Source organism: Streptomyces sp. CB02366 (assembly GCF_001905905.1).
Taxonomy (GTDB): domain Bacteria; phylum Actinomycetota; class Actinomycetes; order Streptomycetales; family Streptomycetaceae; genus Streptomyces.
In genome coordinates this window covers 20,469-43,603 of the sequence record NZ_LIVT01000016.1, presented here as the reverse complement: position 1 = coordinate 43,603, position 23,135 = coordinate 20,469, and the positions used below count along the sequence as shown (strand labels likewise).

Genomic DNA, 23,135 nt, shown 5'->3' with positions numbered 1-23,135 from the left:
CGACGGCGCCCCCGAGCCACCACGTACCCCGTACGCGGACGGCCCGGGGGCGCCGTCGTGTTCCGCCCGCCCGGCCCCCGGGCGGTCAGGGGCGCTGGAAGAGCACCTCGGGGTGGGCCGGGCTCGGGCCGTCCAGCAGCCGGGCCGGCCGGCCGCGCAGGGTCCGGTCGAGGAAGGCGGTCACATAGACGCGGGTGATCGTGGTCGAACGGGCGGCGGAGAGCGGCGCGCCCGGGTCCACGATGCCGAGCTGCTCCCCGATCTCCGGGGTGTCGGTGAAGGTGAAGTGGCCGGAGTCCCGGACCGTCAGCCACCGCTTGAAGCCGTCCAGCCGCGCCCAGCCCTCGTCCCAGGACGTGTCGCCCGCGCCGGGAGCGTGCCCCGGGTCGGTCCCCAGCATCAGGAACGGCCGCCCGCCGAGGCCCCGGGCGCTCACCGGGTCGAAGAACGTGCCGTCCATGTCGACGCCCGCGTCCACCCGGCGGTCGGCGGCCATGGTGGAGGCGGCCGCGTTGCCCCCGATGGAGTGGCCCGCCATGCCCACCCGGCGCGGATCGATCGTCCGGGCGTACCGCCAGGCCGGGCGCGGGCCCGTCAGCCGGTCCAGCAGGAACGAGAAGTCGGCGGCGCGTCCGGTGGAGACGGCGGCCAGCACCTTCCGCCGCCCGGCCTCGTCCGGCTGCGCGTCCACCGCGTCGCAGGCGGCGCACGGCAGGACCCGCCCGTCCGGCAGCTCCATGCCGGTGGTCTCGTACGGGTGGTCCGCACTCGCCACGACGTAGCCCCGGCTCGCCAGTTCCTCCGCGAGCCCGGTCAGCGTGGCCCGGGGCGTGCCGAAGCCGGGCGAGAGGAGCACCAGCGGGAAGCGCCCCGGAGCGGGCACGGCCGCCGTACGGGCGTGGGTCCGGGCGGCGGCGACCCGGCCGGGCCACGCCGGGTCGTCGAGCCCGCGTTGCGCGAGCATCGCCCGGGCCTCCTCCTCGGCCATGTACGGGGCCGGGTCGCCGCCGGTGCCGGGGCGGGCCGGGTAGTGCAGCGTGACCGGGAGCCGGCGCGGACCGGCGGCCGGCGCCCAGGGGTCGGGGCGCGCGTGATCGGTGAGAAGGAGGGCGTCACGGCCGGTGGCGTACGGGCCGGTGGGCCGGGGGAGCGCCAACGGGGAGGCAGCGGTGGTCGTCGGCGCCGGGGCCGCGGTGCGGGGCCCCGGGGTCCCGGCGGGGGCGGTGGCCGGGGCGGCGCCCGGCGCGGCCGTCCGCCCGGACGCCGCTGCGGGCGCGGCCGTTCCGGCCAGGGCGGTCAGGGCGGCCAGCGCCAGCGCGGCGGCGGTCGCGGCGGCCGTGCGCCGCCGCCGGTACGGAGAGGTCGTCATGTCCGCCACGCTAGGCGGCGGGGCCGCCGGGCCGCGTCGGACGACGGGTGGAAGCGGGTCGGCCCACGGGAGGACCCCCTCCTCGTCCAGAGGTCGCGGAGGCCTCGCCCCCCTCCGGCCGGTTTCCTTGATCACTCGCTGCGACGCCGGGCCGCCGACCGCCGTAGGGTGGACGGGGAGCAGGGCAGCGGGGGCGGGGAGGAAACCGGACATGGGTGCTGTGAAGGGCAAGCGGATGCCGCGCGCCGTACGCGAGCGGCAGATGATGGACGCCGCCGTGCGGACCTTCGGCCAACGGGGCTACCGGGCCGCCTCCATGGACGAGATCGCGGAGCTGGCGGGCGTCTCCAAGCCCTTGGTCTACCTGTACCTGAACTCCAAGGAGGACCTGTTCTCCGCCTGCATCAAGCGCGAGGCCGACGCCCTGCTGGAGGCGGTGCGGGCCGGGGTGGACCCGTCCCTGCCCGCCGACGCCCGGCTGTGGGCGGGGCTGCGGGCGTTCTTCGTCCACACCGCCGAGAACCCGGACGCCTGGTCGGTGCTGCACCGTCAGGCGCGGTCGCACGGCGAGCCGTTCGTCAGCGAGGTCGGCCGCATGCGGGACGAGATCGTCGCGTTCGTGACGGGCCTGATCGGGGACGCCGCCCGCGAGGCGCACAGCGACCCCGCGCTCGCCGACCGGGACGTGGCGGGACTCGCGCAGGCCCTGGTGGGCGCGGCGGAGTCGCTGGCGGGCTGGGCCAACGACACCCCGGACGTCTCGGCGCGGGAGGCCGCGGCGACCCTGATGAACTTCGCCTGGGCGGGTCTGGAGAACCTGATGCACGCCCGCCCGTGGACGCCCCCGGCCGACTGAGGACGGTCCCGCCGACGGCGCCGGGACGGCCCTCGGGGCCGTCCCGTTCGGATCATGCCGGGCTCCCGCGGTCCTCCTGGCAGGGCCGGGCGCCGCGGTCACGGCCCGGCGGACGCGCGCCGGGGGCTCCGCCGCGCCGCCCCGCCGGTCAGGCCGCCGAGGGGCTGCCGGGGGCGCGGCGCTCCTCGGCGTGGGCGGAGTCGAGCTGGGCCCGCAGCCCGGCGAGTCCCAGGGCGAGGGCCCCGCGTTCCCCGGGCGGCATGTTCGCTATGGCCTGGTGGAGCACGGTGTCGCGCTGGGCGCGGATGCGTTGCAGGTGCTCCCTCCCGGCGGCGGTGAGCCGGAGCGCGACCTCGCGGCCGTTGCCCGGGCACGGCAGGCGTTCGAGGAAGCCGATGGCCTGCAGGCGGTCGCACATGCGGGTCACCGTCGGCGGCGCGGAGGCGAGGCGGTGGCACACCGTGCGCATGCGGACGCCCTCCTCGCCGTCGACGACGTACATCAGCCGGAGCTGGGAGGTGGAACCGGGCGCGCTCATGCCCGTGGTGGCGTTCCTGGCGTGGTCCCACATCACGTCGAGGAGCTCGACGATCGAACTCGCGGCGTGGGCCGGCTCCTGCCGGCCTCCGTCGGCGGCGGCCTCTGGTGCGGTCATGGTTGCCCGTCGGTGGGTGCTTCTGCCCGGTGGAGCGCCGGGCAGTGGCTCAGGTGGTGCTGGCCGGTCCGGTGGGGCGGGGCGCTCCGGCGCCCTCGGTCCCCGAGGAGGGCGCCGGGGGCGCCGGGGGCCGGGGCGGTGGCGCGGCCGTGAGGTGGCCCAGCGTACCGGTGAGGGCCAGAAGCCGTTCCAGCCGCGCGGGCCGCTCGTCCAGGTGCAGCCGCACCCCCGCCTCGGCGGTGCGGCGCGCGATCATCAGCAGGGCGCACAGGCCCATGGAGTCGACCGCCTCGACATCCGCGCATCGCAGATGCAGATCGGTCAGGCCCGGCCGTGCGGCGAGCCGGGCGGCGGCCTCCCGCACGAGGAGGTCGGCGTTGTCGTAGTCGAGGTCTCCGTGGAGCTCTATGCGGATGCTGTCCTGCTCGTCGACCGTGGTCAGCCGGAGGTTGTGCTGGGGGTGCGTGGTCATGCGGTGTTCCCGGAGGCGGTGGGGTGGTCGGTGGTGAGGGCCCGGTTTCCGGCCCCGAGGACGCGGACGGCCCGGGGGAAGTCCTTGAGCTCGCGGGCCAGCAGGTCCAGGGCGGGCGGCAGGCTCGACGCGGGGACGCCCCGGGCCACCAGGATGTGCGCGGTCCAGGTGATGAACCGGGTGAAGAGTTCCTCGTCGTCGAGGTAGAGGGCGGTGGCCAGGAAGTCGACGATGTGCGCGAGGTCCTCGGCGGTGCGCTCGCGCTGGGCGACGTCGTAGGAGCGCATCGCGGGGAAGGCGTCCTCCAGCGCGGTGAAGACCTGGCGTACGAGGGCGGCGCTGCTGCGGGAGACCAGGGTGTACTCCTGGTCGGCCAGGTGCGGGAGGTCGTCGAACTGCTGGTGGTCCGGTTCCGGGCGGGGCGGCGGCCGCCGGGCGAGGAGGTCGGCGGCGGCGCGGGCGTCGGGGGCCCAGGCGTCGGCGCCCAGCCGCCGTGCGTACCGGCCCCCGGGTCCGAAGGCGGCCCCGCCGACGAGGACGGGGACGCCGATCGCCTGGCACGCGGTGATCGCCGCGTGGGCGGTGGGCAGCCGGGTGGGGATCGAGCTGGAGAGCGCCACCGCGTCGGCCCGGGTGTTGTGCAGGTGGACGATCAGGTGCGGGGTGGGGATCTGGGCGCCCAGGTAGTCGACCCGCCAGCCGCGCAGTTTCAAAACCTCCGCCAGCAGGCGTGCGGGCAGGCCGTGCCATTCGCCGTCCACGCAGGCCACCGTGACCCTGCCCCGGGTGACGGAGGTGCGGGCGGCGGGGTGCGTGCCCAGCGCGGCGACGACCCGTTCGTTGATGGCGGTCGCCGCGTGCTCCTGGGCGACGCTGATCCGGTTGGCCGCCCATTCCTCGCCGACCCGCTTCTGCACCCGGGCGATCACGTCCAGCAGGACGGCCTCCGGGTCGGTCCCCTCGTCGAGCAGGCGCAGGACCAGCTCGCCGGCCGCGTACTCGTCGCCGACCGAGACCGCGTCCCACAGCAGCTCCACCGACCGCCCGGTGTGTTCGGCGTCGGACGGGCGGGGCGGGGTGCTCGTGCTCATGCGGTGAACCTGCCCCGGGTGTGCCCGTTCACCGCGCTCAGGTGGTGGGTGCGGGGCGCGGAGATCACGACGACGGCCATGTCGTCGTGCGGGCGGTCGCCCAGCCACTGGCCGGCCAGCATCTGCACGTGCTCCACGACCCCCTCGGCGGGCATGCCCGCGCAGGCGGCGAGCGCGCGCTTGAGCCGTTCGTCGCCGAACAGCTCGTCGCCCATCGGGCCGCCCCTGGCCTCGGTGATGCCGTCGGTGTACAGGACGCAGGACTCGCCGGGCGCCAGGGTGGCGGTGACGGTGGTGCAGGCGATGGTGGGGATGGCGCCGATCAGGGTGCCGTGGGTGGCGGCCTCCTCCACCGTGCCGTCCGCGCGGACGATCAGCGGTTTGGGGTGGCCGCCGCTGGTGAGCTTGAGGTCCACGGTGTTGCCCCGGCGCAGGGCGGAGGCCAGGACCATGGTCGCGAAGCGGGTGTGGTGGGAGCTGAGCATCGAGGTGTTCAGCAGGTCGAGCATCCGCTGGTGGTCGTCGGCCAGGGGCAGCAGCGCGTGCAGCGTGTTGCGGATCCGGCCCGTCAGCACGGCGGCCTCCAGGCCCTTGCCGCACACGTCCCCCAGCAGGACCAGGGAGGCTTCTCCCTCGTCGGACGCGGGGTGCACGTCGTAGAAGTCGCCCCCGATGCGCTCGTGGTCGGCCGAGGGCCGGTAGCCGCCGGCGAAGTCCACCCCGGAGACCCGGTGCAGGGCCGGGGGCAGGAGTTCCCGCATCAGCAGGTCGCTGATCGAGCTCTGCTCCGCGTACAGCCGGGCGGCCGACATCCCCGCGCCCGCGCGGGCGGCGAACAACCGGGCGAAGATCTCCTCCTCCTCGGTGAAGGCGGCGGTGTCGGCCTTGCGCAGCAGGATGAGGGCCCCGGCGGGGACGCCGTGCCCGGGCAGCGGGGTGATCACGATCGAGCCGGCCGGCCCCATGCCCTCGGGCACCATCCAGGCGGGGGCCGTGCTCGGGTCGATCCACCGCGAGGGCACCGGCGGGAACCCGCGCAGCGCCTCTCCCAGCCCCGGCACGGAGTCGGGGGCCACCGTCACGGTGGCCGTCTCGGGGTCGCCGCCGCGCAGGCAGGTCACCACGGGCAGCCGCTGTCCGCGCGCCGGTGCGATCACGAGCGCCGCGTCGGCCAGTTTCTCGGCGGCCATCCGTGCCGCCACGTCCATGCAGCGCTCCAGGTTGAGGGAGGACAGCAGGGAGCTGGACGCCTTGGCGAGGAACGCGCTGCGCTCCTGCTCCATGCGCAGGGCCTCCCGGACGAGCCGGTGGTCGGTGGCGTCCACCAGCCACCACGCCGCCGAACCGTCGTCCCGCACCGTGGGGTGCGCCTCGAAGTACCGCCCGCCGATGTCACCGGCGGGCGCCCGGCCGGGTTCCGGTGCGGTGGGGCGGCCTGGGGAGTACAGCTCGGCGTGTGCTTCGCTGAGCCAGTCCGGGACCACTTCCGCGAGCGGCGCACCGGGGGCGGCGGCGGGCAGCACCTGCCCCGCCGCTTCGTTGCACCGCACCACGAGGCCCTGAGCGTCGGCGATCAGCACCGGGTAGGGGGCCTGGCCCCAGGGGAAGTCCGGATGCGTGTCCGCAAGGGTTCGCGCTTGGGTGGAAGCCAAATATCGAGGGCCCGCTGGGCGGACCCCTCACCTCATCAACTAGACGATTGCCTTGAGGCAACCTTCCCTCACGCCGTCCCTCCGTGACAACCCGGGCCCCGGGCGGAGCGGGGCGCCCGGGGCGGAAGGTCGCAGAGTCTTCACCTCATGACCACATACCCCGGGACACGCGGTCCACCGCTCCGCTCCGCCCTCACGCCCCCGGCGGCCCGGCGGCCGGGCGGCCGTGCCAGTCCAGGCACATCACGAGGGAGTCGTCCGCCGCCGGACCGGAGCCCCGGTGGCCCAGCAGCTCCTGGAGCATCACCCGGGGCACCTGCGGGGCGGGCAGCAGGCGCGTGCTGTTGATCGACGCGGCCAGGGCCCGGAGGCTGTACTTCTCGCCCGCCGGGGACAGCGCGTCGTAGACGCCGTCGCTGATGAACAGCAGGCGGTCACCGGGCAGGACCTGGAAGCGCTGGGCGACGTAGTCGGTGTCCTCGAACATCCCCAGCGGCATCTGCGCCTCGAACTCGATGGGCTCCACCACCCCCTGGCGCACCCGCCACACCCGGGGCGAGCCGGCGTCGACGACCTCCGCCTCCCCGGTCGGGAGGTGGAAGCGGAAGAGCAGGGTCGACAGGTGCCGCTCCCCGCGGTACTGCCCGTACACCGCCTGGTCGGCCAGGTACGCCTGGTCGCTCAGGCTCAGACCGGCGCGGCGGGCGTTGCGCAGCGCGTTGACGCAGAGGTTCGTCAGCAGGGCGGCGTCGATGCCCTCGCCCATGCCGTTGCTGACGGTCACGTACAGGTCGTCGGCCGAGGCCGACCAGTCGAAGCTGTCGCCGAAGATGGCGTAGGCGGGCTCCAGCTGCGCGCCGAGGCTGTACTCCGCCCGTGCGCAGGAGCGGCCGGGCAGGAGCTGCCACTGCATCTCGGCGGCCAGAGTCAGCCGTTCCGCCCGCCGCGCCTGGAGGAAGAGGTCGGTGTCGCGCTCCGCGACGACCACCTCGTGCGCCAGGGCGTCGGCGCAGTCCTGGAGGTCCGCCAGCACGTCCGCCGCCGGTCCGCCGTCGTCGGCCGCCGGCAGGGTGACGCTGAGGATGCCCAGCCGGTCCCCCCGGACGCTGACCGGGAGGTGCGCCGTCACCGTGGACGCCGGGCGGTCGTGCACGCAGTACGGCTCCTGCGCTCCGAACGCGCGGCCCGGAGCGCTGTCGTGCACCGGGACCGGTGCGCGGGTGTACGGAAGGACGTCGACGGGCTGCAGCTCGGTCATCGCGTAGTCGACGAGCAGAAGGTCCACCGTCAGCGCACCGTGCCGGCGCTCGATCAGGGACCGGACGACGTCGAAGATCTCGTGGGGCGCGGCCTCGCGCAGGGCGCGCTCGACCGCGCTGGGTCTGTCCACGGGTACCGGACCTGCCTTCTCGCGCTGTGTCCGCCGGCCGGTGTCGGCGACGGCCGGCGGAGGGGGCGGGGAAGCCCCCCACGGGAGTGTCACATGCGCGGGGACCGGCCCCGGACGCGGTCGGCGCGCGGGACCGGACGGTCCCGTACCCGCCCTGGAGACGGCGCCCCGGACCTACCGCACCACCGACCCCACGAGGTGGACGCGTCCCCCGGGTCCGCGCAGCGCGAAGGCGCGGCCGGAGGCGTCGGCCGCGTACACCACGGTGGCCGGCAGCAGGACGGGGGCCCTGAACTCCACCCGTACGGTACGGACGGCGGCCGGGTCGGCGGTCTCGGCCAGGCAGCGGGCGGCCGTCCACATGCCGTGCGCGATGGCGCGGGGGAAGCCGAAGGGCCTGGCGGTCAGCGGGTGGAGGTGGATCGGGTTGCGGTCCCCGGACACGGCCCCGTACCGCCGCCCGAGATCGCCGGGCAGCGTCCACTCGGCGCGGGCGGGCAGCTCCTCGGGGGCGGGGGGCCGTGCGGCGGCGGGGGGCGGGCTCCCCGGGCGGCCCGCCGCCGGGTCCTCCGCCGGGTCCTCCATCCGGTCCTCCGCCGGACGGCGGGTCGCGTGGCGGGAGAGATAGCCGCTGCGGGACGCCCACACCAGCTCCCCGGCCACCCGTGCCTCGGTCGCCATGGTGACCTCGGTGCCCCGCCGGTGCGGGTTCAACTCCTCCGCGTACACCGCGAGTTCGAGCGGTTCTTCCGGGCGCACGGGCCGGTGCGGGGTGATCTCGATCCAGGTGTGGACGAGCCCGAGCACCGGCAGTGGGAAGGCCCGGCCGGTCATCAGCCGCAGGGTGTCGGGGAAGGCCAGCACGTGCGGATAGGTGAGCGGGAGCGCCCCGGTCTCCGGGAATCCGCAGATCCCGGCGTACGCGGCGAGGGGCCCCGGCGCCACGGGCGCGGCGGGGCGGGTGCGGCGGGCCGGGGGCAGTGCGGCGTCCGGCCGCCCGGCGCGCTTGAGCGGTGAGGAGAGGGCTCCGCGTAGGAGCGAGGCGCTGAGCGAGGTCATCGGTCTCACGCTCCCAGCAGGCTCTGGCCGCAGACGCGCAGCACCTGGCCGTTGACGGCGGCGGAGCCGGGCTGCGCGAACCAGGCGACGGTCTCGGCGACGTCCACCGGAAGCCCGCCCTGGGAGAGGGAGTTCATCCGCCGGCCCGCCTCGCGGATGAGGAACGGCACGGCGGCGGTCATCTTCGTCTCGATGAACCCGGGCGCCACCGCGTTGACCGTGACGCCGTGTTCGGCGGCGGCGCGGGGGCCGAGGGAGCGGACCAGGCCGATGATCCCGGCCTTGCTGGCCGCGTAGTTGGTCTGGCCGTCGTTGCCCGCGATGCCCGCGATGGAGGCGGTGGCGACGATCCTGCCGCCCCGGTTCACCGTGCCCGACGCCAGCAGTTCGTCGGTGGTGCGGAGCACGCTGTCGAGGTTGACCTCCACGACCTGCGCCCACCGTTCGGCCGGCATGTTGGCGAGGCGGCGGTCGCGGGTGATGCCCGCGTTGTGGACGAGGACGTCGAGTCCGTCCGGAGCGGCGGCGGCGATGCGGGCGGCGGCGTCGGGCGCGGTGATGTCCAGCGGCAGCGCGGTGGCCCCGAGCCGGTCGGCGGTGCGCACCAGGTCGTTCTGGGCCCCGGGGACGTCCAGCACGACGACCCGTGCCCCGTCGCGGGCCAGCACCGAGGCGACGGAGGCGCCGATGCCCCGCGCCGCGCCGGTGACCAGGGCGGTGCGCCCGGCGAGCGGGGCGTCGGGGTCGGCCACCGGCTCCGGCGCGGCGGCGGTCAGCTCGATCACCTGGCCGCTGACGTAGGCGGAGCGCGGCGAGAGCAGGAAGCGGAGGGTGGACTCGGCGACCGTCGGCGCGGCCCCGGCCGGAAGCCGCAGCAGCTGGGCGGTGGACCCGCGCCCGGCCTCCTTCCCCAACGACCGGACGAAACCCTCCAACGCCTGCTGGGCGGCGGCCTGATGGTGGTCCTCGGAGGACGGCGGGGCGCCGATGACGACGATCCGGCCACCGGGAGCGAGCGACCGTACGACCGGGTGCAGGGCCGCGTGCACCTGGGCGAGGCCCCGGGCGGAGGCGACCCCGGTGGCGTCCAGCACGATCCCGGCGGGTCGCGCGGCCCGCAGTTCCACGGGGAGGCCGGTGGCCGCCAGCACCTTCGCCAGCTCGCCCCCGATCGCCGACTCCCCGGCGGTCAGATGCAGCAGCGGTCCGTCCAGGCCCGGGGCCTCCCGGCTCCAGCGGCGCAGGGGGACGGGCTGCGGCAGGCCGAGCCGACGGGTGAGGAAGCGGCCGGGTGCTGTGCCGGTGAGGTGCAGATAGCGATCGGCCATTGTCCTGACTCCCTGCTCGGTCGTAGATTTACTCTTGAGTAAGGTTACTCAAGAGTCAGGAGCTGGTCGAGATGAACGATTCCGGACCGACCGAGACGAGAGGGTCACGATGACGCGTTCGCGCCCGTTCGTTCCGCTCCCCGTGCCGCAGCCGCGCCGCGTCGCGGTGGTCGGCGGCAGCCGCATCCCGTTCGCCCGCTCCGACGGCCCGTACGCGACCGCCTCCAACCAGGACCTCCTGACGGCCGCGCTCGACGGCCTGGTGGCACGCTACGGCCTGGCCGGGCAGCGCGTCGGGGCTTTCGTCGCGGGCGCGGTCCTCAAACACAGCCGCGATTTCAACCTGGCGCGCGAGACCGTCCTCGGCTCCGCCCTCGACCCCCGCACCCCCGCGTACGACATCCAACAGGCCTGCGGCACCGGCCTCCAGGCGGTCGTCGCCGCCGCGAACGCCATCGCGCTCGGCTCCGTCGACTCGGCGGTCGCGGGCGGCTCCGACACCACGAGCGACGCCCCGCTCGGCGTCAACGACGCACTGCGCCGCATCCTGCTCGCCGCCCGCCGCGCCAAGACGCCCGGCGCCCGGCTCAAGGCCCTGTCCGCCGTACGCCCCCGCCACCTCGTCCCGGACATACCCCGCAACGCCGAACCCCGCACCGGCCTGTCGATGGGCGAGCACGCCGCCCTCACCGCCCGCCGCTGGGCGGTGACCCGCGAGGACCAGGACCTGCTGGCCGCCACGAGCCACCAGCGGCTGGCCGCCGCGTACGAACGGGGCTTCCTGGACGACCTGGTGGTCCCCTACCGGGGCCTGGACCGCGACCAGAACCTGCGTCCGGGATCGACGGCCGGGAAACTCGCCGCCCTGAAGCCGGTGTTCGGGACCTCCGGCCCCGACCCGACGATGACGGCGGGCAATTCGACGCCGCTGACGGACGGCGCGGCGACGGTCCTGCTGGCGAGCGAGGAGTGGGCCGGGGAACGCGGCCTCGAACCGCTGGCGTACCTCTCCCTGCACGAGACGGGCGCGGTGGACTACGTGGACGGCGACGACGGCCTCCTCATGGCCCCCGCGTACGCGGTGCCGCGCCTGCTGGAGCGGGCCGGCCTCGGCATCGAGGACTTCGACCTGGTCGAGATCCACGAGGCGTTCGCCTCCCAGGTGCTGGCCACCCTCGCCGCCTGGGAGAAGCAGGGCCTGGCCCCGGTGGACCGCGCCCGCCTGAACGTGGCCGGCTCCTCCCTCGCCACCGGCCACCCCTTCGCCGCGACCGGCGCCCGGATCGTGGCGACGCTGGCGAAACTCCTGGCGGAACGGGAGGGGCCGGGCCGCGGACTGATCTCGATCTGCGCGGCCGGCGGGCAGGGGGTGACGGCGATCCTGGAGCGGCCGTAGGAACCGGGGCGGCCGTGGGGAGCTTAGGCCCCTCGGCCCCGGAGGGGCCCGTGCCGGCCCCGATGGCCGCGGGGGCTCCGCCCCTTTCGGCCCGGGAGCGGGCGGAGGGGGCGCGGCGGCTGTAGGGGCCCGCCCCCTCGCGGACCCGGAGCGGCCCCTCCGCCCCCGGCTCCCCGGCCCCCACCCCGCCCGGCTCCCCGGCCCCCGCCCCGCCCGTTCTGCCCGCCGCCCCCGCTCTGCCCGCCCCGCCCGCAGTACCTGCCGGACGGACGACCCGGCGAACCGACCCGCCCGACCCCCCGAACCGAGGAGCCGCACGTGTCCACGCCACCTTCCGCCCCCGCCACCACCACGCCCCCCGGGCCCGTCCTGGTCGAACCGACGAAGAGGCGCGGCCCCGACGGCCGGGTCCAGGAGGTCTCCGTACCGGCGTTCGCCCCGCCCGTGCGGCGCGGTTCGCTCGCCGAGATCCCGTTCGACAACGCCCGGGTGGACCCTGCGGCCCCGGTCCTCAGCCGCAAGGACGCCGAGGGCGCCTGGCAGGACGTGAGCGCCGCCGATTTCGCCGCCGAGGTGCGGGCGGTGGCCAAGGGGCTGGTGGCGGAAGGGCTCCGGGCGGGCGACCGGATCGCGATCATGGCCCGGACGACGTACGAGTGGACGCTGCTGGACTTCGCCGCGTGGGCGGCCGGACTGGTGACGGTCCCCATCTACCCCACCTCCTCCGCCTTCCAGGCCCGGTGGATCCTCCAGGACTCCGGTGCGGTGGCGTGCGCGGTGGAGACGAAGGAACAGGGCCGCCTGATCAGCCAGGAGCGCAAGCAGCTCGGCGATCTGGCGCACCTGTGGCAGTTCGCCACGGGGGCGATCGGCCACCTGAAGACCCTCGGCAAGGACATCCCGGACGCGGCGGTGGCCGCCCGCCGGGCCGCCCTGGAACCGGAGACCCCCGCCACCCTGATCTACACCTCGGGCACCACCGGCCGCCCGAAGGGGTGCGTCCTGACCCACGGCAACTTCTTCGCCGAGGTCGACAACGCGATCGAACTCCTCCACCCCGTCTTCAAGTCGGTCTCCAAGGACCCGGCCTCCACGCTCCTCTTCCTGCCCCTCTCGCACGTCTTCGGCCGCATGGTGGCGATCGGCTGCCTGCGGGCGAGGGTGCGCCTGGGCCACGCCCCCTCCATCCGGACGGAGGACCTGCTGGCCGACCTGGCGGGCTTCCGCCCGACCTTCCTCCTCGCCATCCCGTACGTGCTGGAGAAGGTCTACAACACGGGCCGGGCGACCGCCGAGAAGATGGGCCGGGCCTCCTCGTTCGACCGGGCGGCCCGCATCGCCCAGCGGTACGGCAAGGCGGTCGAGGCCGCCGAGCACGGTACGGGCCCCGGGCCCGGCCTCGGCCTGCGCGCCGCCCGCGCCCTCTACGACCCGCTGGTCTACCGCCGCATCCGGGCGGCGCTGGGCGGGAAGGTCCGGTACGTGATCTGCGGCGGCTCCCCGCTGGGCCGCCGGCTCGCCGCGTTCTACGAGGGGGCGGGCATCGGCGTCTTCGAGGGGTACGGCCTCACCGAGACGACGGCCGCCCACACGGTGACCCCGCCCCTCAGACCCCGCCTGGGAACGGTGGGCTGGCCGCTGCCCGGAACCTCGGTGCGCATCGCGGAGGACGGCGAGGTGCTGCTCAAGGGCGGCCAGGTGTTCCGGGGCTACTGGGACGGCGCCCGGGCGCAGGCGGCCCCGGCACTGCTGGCGGACGACTGGTTCCCCACGGGCGACCTGGGCGCGCTGGACGAGGACGGCTACCTGACCATCACCGGCCGCAAGAAGGACATCATCATCACATCGGGCGGCAAGAACGTCACCCCGGCCCCGCTGGAGGACTGGCTGCGCGCCCACCCCCTGGTCAGCCAGTGCATGGTGGTCGGCGACAACCGCTCGTTCATCACCGCCCTGATCACCCTGGAGCCGGACGGCATCCAGCACTGGCGCCGGATGACCAAGAAGCAGGACGTCCCGATGCGGGAGCTGATCCACGACGAGGAGCTGCGCACCTCGCTCCAGAAGGCGGTGGACGAGGCGAACCGCCTGGTCTCCCGCGCGGAGTCGATCCGCAAGTTCACGGTCCTGCCCGTGGACTTCACGGAGGAGAAGGGCCATCTGACCCCGTCGCTGAAACTGAAGCGGGAGGCGATAGCCCGGGACTTCGCGACGGAGATCGAGGAGTTGTACCGGAAGTGAGCGGCCTCGGGGCGGCCCGCCGGAAGGGCCCCGGCGGGCCGCCCGCGGATCGCCCCGGATCGCTCTGGGGCCGCCCCCGGACCGGGTTCGCTCACGGGTGCGGGACGGGGGCGGTGTGCTCGTCGGGGCCGGGGCGGGATCGCGCCGCCCCGGCCCCGGCGGGGTGCGGTGCGCGGGGCGCGGCGACCATGGACAGGCCCTTGGGGGTGGGGGTGAGCTCCAGACTGACGCGGACCTTCCTGCCGGGCCGGGCCATGCGGAGGGTCCGTGCGTGGACGAGGGCCGCCAGGGCGACGGGCACCAGGATGTCGGCCGCCGCCGCGCCGGGGCAGTAGCGCGGCCCCAGCCCGTAGGTGAACACCGAGGCGGGGGAGAGGGGCGGTTGCGCGTCGGGCGACCAGCGCAGGGGGTCGAACTCGTCCGGCCGCGCGTAGCGGGCCGGATCGCGGCGCAGCGCCCCCAGCGGCAGGGTCACCACCGCGCGGGCGGGCAGGGTCTGCCCGCCCAGGCAGGTGGTGTGACGGGTGCGGCGGACCAGGAACGGAATGCCGTGGACGCGGGTGACCTCCGTGATGAAACCGGTGGTACGGGGCATCAGTCCGGGCCGGACGGCGCCGGCTGGACCGTCCGTGCCGAGGACGGCGTCGGCCTCGGCGCGGAGCGCTTCCTGGTGGTCGGGGTGGCGGCCCAGCTCGTAGCAGGACCAGGCGAGGGTCCCGGTGGTGGTCTCGATGCCCGCGAGCAGGAGCGCGTACAGATCGTGCAGGACCCCGTCCCGATCGTCACCGGCGGCACGCTTGAGGAGGGAGACGAGGTCGCCGCCGTCCGGGGCCGGGCGGTGGTTGTCGTACACCTCGCGGACGGCCCGGTCGAGCGTCGAGGCCGCACGGCGGAAGGCGCGCTGCCGGGGCGCGGGCAGCCACGGCCACGGCGACAGCGTGTACTTCCAGATCATCCCGGCCGACAACGCGGAACGGGACCGGGCCAGCGCGGCCAGGGTCTTTGGGGACAGCGTGCTGTTCAGCACGGACTCCACGAGGAGCCCGGCCGCGAACCGGCCCATCTCGAAGCGCATGTCGACGGGGCGGTCGGAGGGGATCGCGGCGAGCAGCCGCCGGGTCCGGGACCACACGGACGTTCCCAGCTCCGCCAGCCGGGGCGCCGCCAGCGCCGGCCGCATCACCGCGCGCCGCTCACGGTGGGACCGGCCCTCGGTCCCGGTGAGCCCCCGCCCGGCGACCTCCTTGAGGCACGGGTCGGTGCCCCAGAACTGGAAGACCTCCTCCGTGCTGCCGACCTTCCGGATGAGCGAGGGGTCGTTCATCTGGAAGGCGACCGCCGGGCCGGTCTTCGTCCTGAGGACGGGCCCCGCCTGCCGGAGCTTCACCGCGAGGTTCGCCGGGTCCAGCCAGAAGCGCAGGGAGCGGGAGTACGCGACCCCCGGCTCCTTCTCCGGGGCCGGGACGGGAAGCGCGGGCGGTGCGGGGGCCGGGGGCGTCCCGGGAACCTTCGCGTCGGACATGTTCTCCAGCCTCCTCGGCTCACCTGGTGCAGGGCTGCCCCCGGTGGTTCGGGCACGGCCGGCGTGGGCGCCGGCACCGGGGCCGCGTATGCGAACGAGGGGCGGGGGCAAAGGACACGCCGCCCGCCCGCCCCGGACGCCGCTCGCGACGCACCCCGAACGGGCGGGCCCCGCGGCCGGATCGGGATCTTCTCCGGTCCGACCCGGCCCGGGGGGAGCCGCCCGCCGGGGGGCGTCCGCGGTCTGTCGCGCGTGCCGGAGCTGCGGCATCCTGGTGACCGCTCAACCCGCGTAGATCCCCGGGCACTTCGTCACCAGCACCTCTCCCGCCATGGTCCGGCCGTCGACCCCGAAGGATTCCCATGCGCTCACCCCGTACCTGTCTCCTGGCCCTTCTCGCCCTCCTCGGAGGGCTGCTCACCGTCACCGCCGCCGCGAGCCCCGCGGCGGCCGCGCCGAACTTCAAAGCGCCGTACGCCTGCGGCCAGCAGTGGACCTACAGCCACCACTCCGCCGAGGTCAGGCAGGCTCTCGACTTCGTCCGCACCGACGGCGGGGGCACCGCGGGCTCACCGGTGCTCGCCTCGGCCGCCGGAACGGCGTACCGCTACTCCCAGCCGAGCGGCGCGGGCAACTACATCGCGATCGAGCACGGCGGCGGCTGGAAGACGTACTACTTCCACCTCGCCGCGTTCTCCGTCGCCCACGGGGCCCAGGTCGCCCAGGGGCAGCAGATCGGCACGACGGGATCGACCGGGAACAGCTCCGGCGCGCACATCCACTACGAGCAGCTCTACAACGGCGTCGGCCAGCCCATCGCGATCAACGGCCGCTCGCTCGCCCCGTATCCGGGCTCCTACTACAGCAAGTACCTGACCAGCGACAACGGTTGCGGGGGCGGCGTCGGGAAGTACTGGGTCGACACCTTCGCCGACGCCACCGGCTACGCCGCCGCCGACACGGTCGACGCGCAGGGCGTCCTCAAGGCCGGCACGAACTACGTGTACTGCAAGGTGTGGGGCGCGCGGGTCGGCACGGCGACCCAGTTCAACCACTGGTGGCTGCGCACCGACCTGGACGTCGTGTACGCGGGCAAGAACGGCCGCAACGCCTACGTCCCGGCGTACTACCTCTCCCGCTGGGGCAACGACGAGGCCCGCGACAACAACGGGGCGGTGATCCCGGACTGCTGACGCGGGCCGGGCGGCGGCCTCTCCCGGCCCGGCGCCCCGTCGATCACCGGCCGGGCCGCCTGGCACCCTTGCTGTACGGGCCCGGCGGCAGCGGTTGCGCGGGCGGGGCGTCACGAAGGAGAGGCCGCATGGCCACGGTCGTCGATCTGATCACCTACCCCGTCAAGGGGTGCGCGGGAACGTCCGTGAGCAGCACGCTGCTGACCCCGGCCGGCCTCGCGCACGACCGCACCTTCATGGTCGTCGACGCCGACGGGGTCTACCGGACCCAGCGCCGCGACCCCCGCCTCGCCCTCGTCCGCCCCGCCATCAGCGCGGACGGCAGCCGGCTCGTGCTCGCTTCCCCCTCCGCCGCGCCCGTGTCGGCCGCTTCCACTTTCACTTCCGCTGCCGGTCCGGGGAGCGGCGGCGGGGCGGGGCACGGGGAGGTGCACGTGGAGGTCACCACCTCCGCGCCCCGGCGCGACGTGGACCTGTTCGGGGTGACGTACCAGGGCATCGACCAGGGCGACGAGGCCGCCGCCTGGCTCTCGGACTTCCTGGGCGTCCCGAGCCGCCTGGTCCGCGTGCCGCCGGAGCACGACCGGAAGACCGACGGCCTGATCCCCGGCACGTCCGGCTACGCCGACAGCGGCGCCGTCCACCTGCTCTCCCGCGCCTCCCTCGCCCACCTGCGCACGCGGCTGGCGGAGCGCGGCGCCGCCCCCGTGGCCATGGACCGCTTCCGTCCGAACGTCGTCGTCGACAGCCGCCCCGAGGGGAGCCGGGCGGACGACCTGGCGGCGGACTGGGCGGTGGAACCCCACGCCGAGGACCGTATCCGCCGGACGGCCATCGGCTCGGCGGAGCTGGGCTACGCCAAGCTCGCCGTGCGCTGCGCGGTCACCCTGGTCGACCAGGGGGCCGGGGCCCGGGGCGGCCCGGAGCCGCTGCGAACGCTCGCGGACTACCGGCGGGCGCCGTTCGGCGGAGTGGTGTTCGGCGCGAAGTTCTCCGTGACGCGCCCGGGCGAGCTGGCGGTGGGCGACGAGGTGGCCGTGGCGGAGTGGGGCGACGCGGAGGCGTGACGGCAGGACCCGGCTGGGCAGGGGGACGGTCGCGTGCATGCCGGCGGACCGCTCGGCTGTCGCGCTCTGCCCGGAGCCGTGCTGTCAGGGCGTGTCCGGGCCCTGGAGGATCTGGAGGTAGTTGCCCACCGGGTCCACGAGCGTCGAGAAGAACCAGCCGCCCCCGGCCTCCTCGACGGGGCGCACCCACGTCACCCCGAGGGAGTTCAGGTGCTTCTCGGCCGCCCGGATGTCCCGCACGGTGAGGTTGATCAGATGCCGTCCCGGTTCGGCCGCCCGGTCCGCCACGTCGTTCCGCTGGTCGAAGCCGATGACCGCTCCGGGGCCGACCAGCAGCAGGTGTTCCGCCCAGCGCGCGCCCAGGGGCTCCAGCGCGGCGCGGTACCAGGCGATCAGGGCGTCGGAGTCCGTGCTGCCCAGGACGACCCCGAGCCCTGTGACGTCAGTGATGTCGGTGGTGTCCGTGACGGCTCCGGCGCCGGTGTGGCCGGTGCTGTTCCCGGTGGGGTCGTTCATGGTGGTTCCTCGCTCCGCTGGTCGCACGTACCGGTCTCCAGGCCGGTCGAGGCGTCCTGCCTCCTCCTTGGTGACCGTCGCCGACCGCGGAACTCATCGGTGCCCGCCACGGACGCACCCCCGCTGTGCGGCCCGGCCCGGGCGGGGGCGGGCGCGCGGCCCGTACGGGTAGGGGGCGGTAGCCGGAGCGTCGGCCCGGTCCGCTGCGGGAAAATTTTGAACCGTGACAAAACGGACGGCACTACGGTTACCGCACGCGGTCGCGTCCGGCTCGGCGGCATGTAAAGCAAGGTGTGACGCGAGTATGACCTTTAATTCATGAAGCGTTCAGCCGAAGTTGGGCGGTGCATCCAAGGGTGAGACGGGGGAGTCTCATCCTCCGGATGTGGATATCGCAGCGCATAGCGTCCTCTCCATGACTCAGCTGGACGCGCGGCCACGGGCCGGAGACACGGTACGGGTAAGCGCCCCGGCCGACGGTGACGGCGGCAGTGGCGGCGTACGCGGCAAAGGACTCGGCGGGAACTCCGTCGGCCTCATGGGGAGCGCCGTCATCGGCGTCTCCACCGTCGCCCCCGTCTACTGCCTGACCTCCACCCTCGGCTCCACCGCCGGAGAGGTCGGCGTGCAGATGCCCGCCGTCTTCCTGGCCGGGTTCCTGCCCATGCTGCTCGTGGCCTTCGCCTACCGCGAGCTGAACAAGGCGATGCCGGACTGCGGCACCTCCTTCACCTGGACGGTGAAGGCGTTCGGCCCGCGCGTCGGCTGGATGTGCGGCTGGGGCCTGGTCATCGCCACGATCATCGTGCTGTCCAACCTGGCCGGCGTCGCCACGTCGTACTTCTGGCTGCTGGCGGGCGAGATCACCGGCAGCGGCGCGGTCGCCGCGCTGGACGACAGCAAGCCCGTCCACATCCTCACGTGCCTGGCCCTCATCGCCGTCGCCACCGCCATCAGCTACCGGGGCATGACCGCCACCAAGGGCATCCAGTACGCCCTTGTCGGGCTCCAGCTGGTGGTCCTCGCCCTGTTCGTGACGATGGCCCTGGGCAAGGCCGGCAGCGGCGGCCCGGACTTCGCGTCCTCGCTCGACTTCTCCTGGTCCTGGCTGAACCCCTTCGCCGTCCAGTCCTTCGCGGCCTTCACGGCGGGCCTGTCCCTCTCCATCTTCATGTTCTGGGGCTGGGACGCCTGTCTGACCGCCAACGAGGAGACCACCGGCAGCGAGAAGACCCCCGGCCGCGCGGCGCTCATCGCGATGGTCGTCCTAGTCGGCTCCTACCTCGCCACCGGCATCGCCGCGCAGATGGCCGTGGGCTCCGGCGCCTCCGGCCTCGGCCTCGCCAACCCGGACACCTCCGACAACGTCTTCGCCGCCCTCGCCGGCCCCGTGATGGGCCCCGGCCTGGGCATCCTGCTCTTCCTCGCGGTCCTCGCCTCGGCCGCCGCCAGCCTCCAGACCACGTTCATCCCGGTCGCCCGCACGGTGCTCGCGATGTCCGCGTACGAGGCGATGCCGGCCTCGTACGCCAAGGTCCACCCCCGCTTCAAGACCCCCGGCCGGGCGACGATCACGGCGGGCATCGGCACCGGCGTCTTCTACACCGTGATGACCCTGGTCAGCGAGCACGTCCTGGTCGACACCATCTACGCGCTCGGCCTCATGATCTGCTTCTACTACGCGCTGACCGCCTTCGCCTGCGCCTGGTACTTCCGCGCCGAACTGACCCGATCCGCCCGGGACCTGGTCTTCAAGGGCCTCTTCCCGCTGCTCGGCGGCATCCTCCTCGCCGCCGTCTTCGCCAAGACCCTCTACGACATGTGGGATCCGGCGTACGGCTCCGGTTCCTCGGTCTTCGGCGTCGGCTCGGTGTTCGTCATCGGCGTGGGGCTGCTGCTCCTCGGCGTGGTGCTGATGGTCGCCATGGAGCGCCGCAGCCCGGCGTTCTTCCGGGGCGAGGTGCTCACGAAGGAGACCCCGGCCCTCGTGGTCGAGGACTGAGACCCCGGGGCGTACGGCTGCGCCCCGCTCTCTACGGCCGCCAGTAGCCCAGCGCGTTCACCCGGTCCTTGGGCAGGCCCGCCTCCTTGCGGAGGTACGCCGCCAGGGCCCGGGTGGTCGACGTGTCGCAGGCGACCCAGACGTACGCGTCCGAAGGGTCCTCGCCCAGCAGCCCCGGCAGCGCCGCTTTCACCTCGGCCACGAGGTGCGCCCCCGCCCCACGGCGCTCCACGTGGTGCAGGGTGTGGTGCGCCGGGTCGAGGCGGAACGGCAGTTCCCGGTCGTCCTCGTGCGCGGTCTCGAACCAGATGGTCGCGGGGGTCCGCGGGACCGCGTCCAGCAGGGAGTTGATCGCGGGCAGCGCCGCCGCGTCACCGATCACGAAGAGCCGCGCGGGCGCCGGATCGGGCAGCGTGAAACCGGTGCCCTGGAGCGTCGCCTCGATCGTGTCGCCCGCCTTCGCCTCCCGTGCCCACGCGCACGCCGGCCCGTCGTGCAGGGCGAATTCCAGACTGAAGGCGCCGGCCTCCGGGTCCGGATCGACCAGGGTGTAGGCGCGCTGGTGCGGTTTGCCGTTCTTCTCGAACCACAGGCGCACCCACATCGTCGGATGCGCCCCGCCGGTCGCGGCGAGCAGCCCGCCGTCGGTCAGGTGCACCCGGCGGAAGCGGTCGGTGACCTGTTCCGCGCCGGTCACCGTGAAGGTGAAGTCGCGCCCCCGGAACAGCTTGAGGACGACGCCCTCCCAGCCATGCCCCATGGTGTGTCTCCTGCCTCGCCCCGCCCCGGCGCACCGCCCGGAGGATGATTTTAGGTGAGGCTAACCTGAATTCTGCGGGTGGGGGAGTGGCGGGAAACCGCTGAGAACAGGGGCGAAGAACACCGGGCCCCCGCTCCTACGCCGTCGGCCCCGCCCCGTCCGGGTGCAGGGCGCCGCCCGGCCGGAACAGCCGCTTGGCCACGGGGTGCCCGCGCTCCGCCGCCATCCGGAACCACGGCTCCGCCTCCGCCAGGCCCGCGCGCCTCTCGACCAGGCGGCCCAGCTCCCACATCGACTCGACGTCCCCCGCCCCCACCGCCTGCCGCAGCATCCGCTCGGCCGCCTCGGGACGGCCCTCGGCGCGCGCGGCCAGGGCGAGCGTACGCAGCCCGCGGACCGCCCGCGCGTTCCCGGCGGCGGCAGCCGCCGCCAGCTCGCGCGGGTCGGCGGGGCGGCGCGAACGGTTCCACAGCAGCAGCAGGATGCCGAGCACCCACATGACCCAGCTCAGGCTGATCAGCGTGCCGTCGCCGGTGACCACCCCGGCCAGGCTCAGCGCCCCGCCCGCCGGCAGCAGGAAGTACCCCAGCCCCAACCCCGGTCCCAGCCCCGGCGCCGACCCCATGCCCGCTCCTCTCCGCCCGGCCGCCGCCGCGCATGCTCCGACCCTTCCCGCTTCCCCGCCCTCCGTACCGGCCCCCACCCCGACCGGCGGTGGCGCGGGCCCGAAGCCGTTCGCCCGCCCCGCGCGGTACGCGGACGGCAGGCCGCCCCCGGAAGCCGGGGCCCACCGAGTCCCCGCCGAAGCCGCGTACGGCCCGGGAGGAGGGCCGTACGCACCCGCGCGTGGGGGCCGCCCGTGCAACCGGAGACGCGCACAAGGCATCCTTACTCACCGGGAACGCATACGCGGGCCCGGTCGGCGGGCGGCACGTCGCGCGGACCGGGGCCCGCCCGGGTGGGGAGTGGAATGAACAGGCCGTTGCGGCACATAGCCATCTTCTGCGGGCTGCTGGTGCTGGCCCTGCTGCTGCGGGCGAACTGGCTGCAGCACGTCGACCGCCAGGAGCTGGCCCAGAACGAGCACAACGCCCGGGTGCGGTTCGAGCGGTTCTCCACCCCGCGCGGCGACATCATCGTCGGCGGCAAGGCGGTCACCGGGTCGAAGGAGACCGACAGCCGTGACTACGCGTTCCGCCGGACCTACAAGGACGGCCCGATGTACGCGCCCGTCACCGGCTACGCCTCCCAGTCCCGGGGCACCTCGCTGCTGGAGCGGACCTACGACAGCGTCCTGAGCGGCCAGGACGACCGGTTCGCCTTCCGGCACGCCAAGGACGTCCTGACCGGGCAGCCCCGGCGCGGCGGCGACGTGATCACCACGATCGACGCCAAGGCGCAGAAGGCCGCCTACAAGGGGCTGACGGACCTGGGGGCCCGGGGCGCGGTGGTCGCCCTGGACCCGCGCACCGGCAAGGTGCTGTCGCTGGTCTCCACGCCCTCGTACGACCCCGAGGTCTTCGCCGGCATCTCGTTCGAGGAGAGCGACCGCTTCACGGCGCTGGAGAAGAAGAAGAGCAAGCCGCTGGCCAACCGCCCGCTGCGCGAGACCTACCCGCCCGGCTCCACCTTCAAGATCCTCACGGCCGCCGCGGCCCTGGAGCACGGCGTGGTCACCGATGTGGACGCCCGGACGGACGCGGTCTCGCCGTACCCCCTGCCGCTCTCCACGAACAAGATCGGGAGCGAGGCGGGCGACGCGGTGTGCAACAAGGCGTCGATGAAGACCGCCATGCAGTACTCCTGCAACAACGTCTTCCTGGACGCCGCGTCCGAACTGGGCGAGGACCGGATGCGGGAGACGGCGGAGAAGTTCGGCTTCAACGAGGACGTGTACGCGGACGAGTTCGGCGACATGCTCGCCACCAAGAGCCTCTACCCGCCGAAGCTCGACAAGCCGGGCACGGCCCTGACCGGCATGGGCCAGGGCAGCCTGACCAGCACCCCGATGCAGATGGCGATGGTCACCGCGGCCCTCGCCAACGACGGCAAGCTGATGCAGCCCTACATCGTCGACGAGCTGCGCGGTCCGGACCTCTCCACCCTGGAGAAGAACGAGCCGATGGAGATGAGCCAGGCCGTCTCGCCGGAGACCGCGAAGAAGGTCCAGGAGATGATGGAGTACACCGCGAAGGAGGGCAGCGCCCAGCGCGCCCTGATCGACGGTGTGACGGTCGGCGGCAAGACCGGCACCGCCCAGCGCGGTGTGAACGTCCGCGACGAGGTCCCGTACGGCTGGTTCGTCAGCTACGGCAAGAAGGACGACGGCCGCTCCGTCGCCGTCGCGGTGTTCATCGACCCGACCGACATGGACATCTCCCGCTCCGACATCTCGGGTGGCCGCCTCGGCGCCCCGATCGCGAAGCCCGCCCCGCGGCGAGGTGTGCTTGAGCCCGTCGTCCTCGGGGCGGACGGGCCGGCCCGCGTACTCCTCGGTGTCGCCGCGGGCGGTGATCCAGCTCTCCCGCACAGGCGTGAGGCCGCGGCGGACATCGGTGTCGACGGC

At 74.4% G+C, this 23,135-nt stretch carries 19 protein-coding genes; 7 read left to right on the top strand and 12 right to left on the bottom strand.

Annotated elements, in window-relative coordinates; genetic code table 11:
• Positions 1–85 precede the first annotated feature (85 nt).
• On the bottom strand, positions 86–1,369 hold the full coding sequence (locus AMK24_RS28735) for an alpha/beta hydrolase family protein (RefSeq protein ID WP_073771819.1): 1,284 nt from the start codon (positions 1,367–1,369) through the stop codon (positions 86–88).
• A gap of 211 nt (positions 1,370–1,580) precedes the next feature.
• On the opposite strand from AMK24_RS28735, the gene AMK24_RS28730 reads away from it, so the two are divergent.
• Complete coding sequence (locus AMK24_RS28730; RefSeq protein ID WP_073771818.1) at positions 1,581–2,225, top strand: TetR/AcrR family transcriptional regulator; 645 nt, start codon at positions 1,581–1,583, stop codon at positions 2,223–2,225.
• Positions 2,226–2,373: 148 nt separating this feature from the next.
• Here AMK24_RS28730 and AMK24_RS28725 read toward each other — a convergent pair whose 3' ends face one another.
• The 7 genes from AMK24_RS28725 to AMK24_RS28695 all read right to left on the bottom strand — a co-directional run bounded on the left by AMK24_RS28725 (position 2,374) and on the right by AMK24_RS28695 (position 9,872).
• Positions 2,374–2,880 carry a MarR family winged helix-turn-helix transcriptional regulator gene (locus AMK24_RS28725; protein ID WP_073771817.1) on the bottom strand — a complete coding sequence of 169 codons (507 nt, stop codon included), beginning with the start codon at positions 2,878–2,880 and terminating at the stop codon, positions 2,374–2,376.
• Between the two features lie 49 nt (positions 2,881–2,929).
• Positions 2,930–3,352 (bottom strand): STAS domain-containing protein, encoded by a 423-nt coding sequence (locus AMK24_RS28720; protein ID WP_073771816.1) that lies wholly within the window; start codon positions 3,350–3,352, stop codon positions 2,930–2,932.
• Positions 3,349–4,443: a cobalamin B12-binding domain-containing protein gene (locus AMK24_RS28715; protein WP_073771815.1), complete on the bottom strand. Its 1,095-nt coding sequence runs from the start codon at positions 4,441–4,443 to the stop codon at positions 3,349–3,351. The genes AMK24_RS28720 and AMK24_RS28715 overlap by 4 nt, the downstream gene beginning before the upstream one ends.
• The gene (locus AMK24_RS28710; protein ID WP_384579727.1) at positions 4,440–6,023 is read right to left on the bottom strand and encodes a PP2C family protein-serine/threonine phosphatase; all 1,584 of its coding nucleotides are present in this window, start codon (positions 6,021–6,023) and stop codon (positions 4,440–4,442) included. The genes AMK24_RS28715 and AMK24_RS28710 overlap by 4 nt, the downstream gene beginning before the upstream one ends.
• A 265-nt stretch (positions 6,024–6,288) precedes the next feature.
• Positions 6,289–7,485 carry a PP2C family protein-serine/threonine phosphatase gene (locus tag AMK24_RS28705; RefSeq protein WP_073771814.1) on the bottom strand — a complete coding sequence of 399 codons (1,197 nt, stop codon included), beginning with the start codon at positions 7,483–7,485 and terminating at the stop codon, positions 6,289–6,291.
• Between the two features lie 174 nt (positions 7,486–7,659).
• On the bottom strand, positions 7,660–8,544 hold the full coding sequence (locus AMK24_RS28700; protein ID WP_073771813.1) for a MaoC/PaaZ C-terminal domain-containing protein: 885 nt from the start codon (positions 8,542–8,544) through the stop codon (positions 7,660–7,662).
• Positions 8,545–8,549: 5 nt separating this feature from the next.
• A complete protein-coding gene (locus AMK24_RS28695) occupies positions 8,550–9,872 on the bottom strand; it encodes a 3-oxoacyl-ACP reductase (RefSeq protein ID WP_073771812.1) in 1,323 nt (440 codons plus the stop codon).
• 109 nt (positions 9,873–9,981) lie between these two features.
• Between AMK24_RS28695 and AMK24_RS28690 the strand changes: the two genes are divergently transcribed.
• Both AMK24_RS28690 and AMK24_RS28685 read left to right on the top strand, forming a co-directional pair.
• Positions 9,982–11,268: an acetyl-CoA C-acetyltransferase gene (locus AMK24_RS28690; RefSeq protein ID WP_073771811.1), complete on the top strand. Its 1,287-nt coding sequence runs from the start codon at positions 9,982–9,984 to the stop codon at positions 11,266–11,268.
• Between the two features lie 318 nt (positions 11,269–11,586).
• Complete coding sequence (locus tag AMK24_RS28685) at positions 11,587–13,509, top strand: AMP-dependent synthetase/ligase (protein ID WP_073771810.1); 1,923 nt, start codon at positions 11,587–11,589, stop codon at positions 13,507–13,509.
• Between the two features lie 91 nt (positions 13,510–13,600).
• Here AMK24_RS28685 and AMK24_RS28680 read toward each other — a convergent pair whose 3' ends face one another.
• A complete protein-coding gene (locus AMK24_RS28680; RefSeq protein WP_079190671.1) occupies positions 13,601–15,031 on the bottom strand; it encodes a cytochrome P450 in 1,431 nt (476 codons plus the stop codon).
• A 362-nt stretch (positions 15,032–15,393) separates the two neighbouring features.
• On the opposite strand from AMK24_RS28680, the gene AMK24_RS28675 reads away from it, so the two are divergent.
• Positions 15,394–16,224 (top strand): M23 family metallopeptidase, encoded by an 831-nt coding sequence (locus AMK24_RS28675; RefSeq protein WP_073771809.1) that lies wholly within the window; start codon positions 15,394–15,396, stop codon positions 16,222–16,224.
• A 128-nt stretch (positions 16,225–16,352) separates the two neighbouring features.
• Positions 16,353–17,291 (top strand): MOSC domain-containing protein, encoded by a 939-nt coding sequence (locus AMK24_RS28670; protein WP_073771808.1) that lies wholly within the window; start codon positions 16,353–16,355, stop codon positions 17,289–17,291.
• Positions 17,292–17,375: 84 nt separating this feature from the next.
• Here AMK24_RS28670 and AMK24_RS28665 read toward each other — a convergent pair whose 3' ends face one another.
• On the bottom strand, positions 17,376–17,807 hold the full coding sequence (locus AMK24_RS28665; RefSeq protein ID WP_073771807.1) for a VOC family protein: 432 nt from the start codon (positions 17,805–17,807) through the stop codon (positions 17,376–17,378).
• A 415-nt stretch (positions 17,808–18,222) separates the two neighbouring features.
• On the opposite strand from AMK24_RS28665, the gene AMK24_RS28660 reads away from it, so the two are divergent.
• Positions 18,223–19,809, top strand: a complete 1,587-nt coding sequence (locus AMK24_RS28660) for an APC family permease (protein ID WP_073771806.1) — start codon at positions 18,223–18,225, stop codon at positions 19,807–19,809.
• A gap of 31 nt (positions 19,810–19,840) precedes the next feature.
• Here the strand turns inward: AMK24_RS28660 and AMK24_RS28655 are convergent, their stop codons facing one another.
• The gene (locus AMK24_RS28655; RefSeq protein WP_073771805.1) at positions 19,841–20,569 is read right to left on the bottom strand and encodes a siderophore-interacting protein; all 729 of its coding nucleotides are present in this window, start codon (positions 20,567–20,569) and stop codon (positions 19,841–19,843) included.
• Between the two features lie 136 nt (positions 20,570–20,705).
• On the bottom strand, positions 20,706–21,194 hold the full coding sequence (locus tag AMK24_RS28650) for a hypothetical protein (RefSeq protein WP_079190670.1): 489 nt from the start codon (positions 21,192–21,194) through the stop codon (positions 20,706–20,708).
• Positions 21,195–21,539: 345 nt separating this feature from the next.
• On the opposite strand from AMK24_RS28650, the gene AMK24_RS28645 reads away from it, so the two are divergent.
• Positions 21,540–23,135 (top strand): peptidoglycan D,D-transpeptidase FtsI family protein (locus AMK24_RS28645; RefSeq protein ID WP_242435276.1); only part of this gene is annotated, 1,596 nt, incomplete at its 3' end.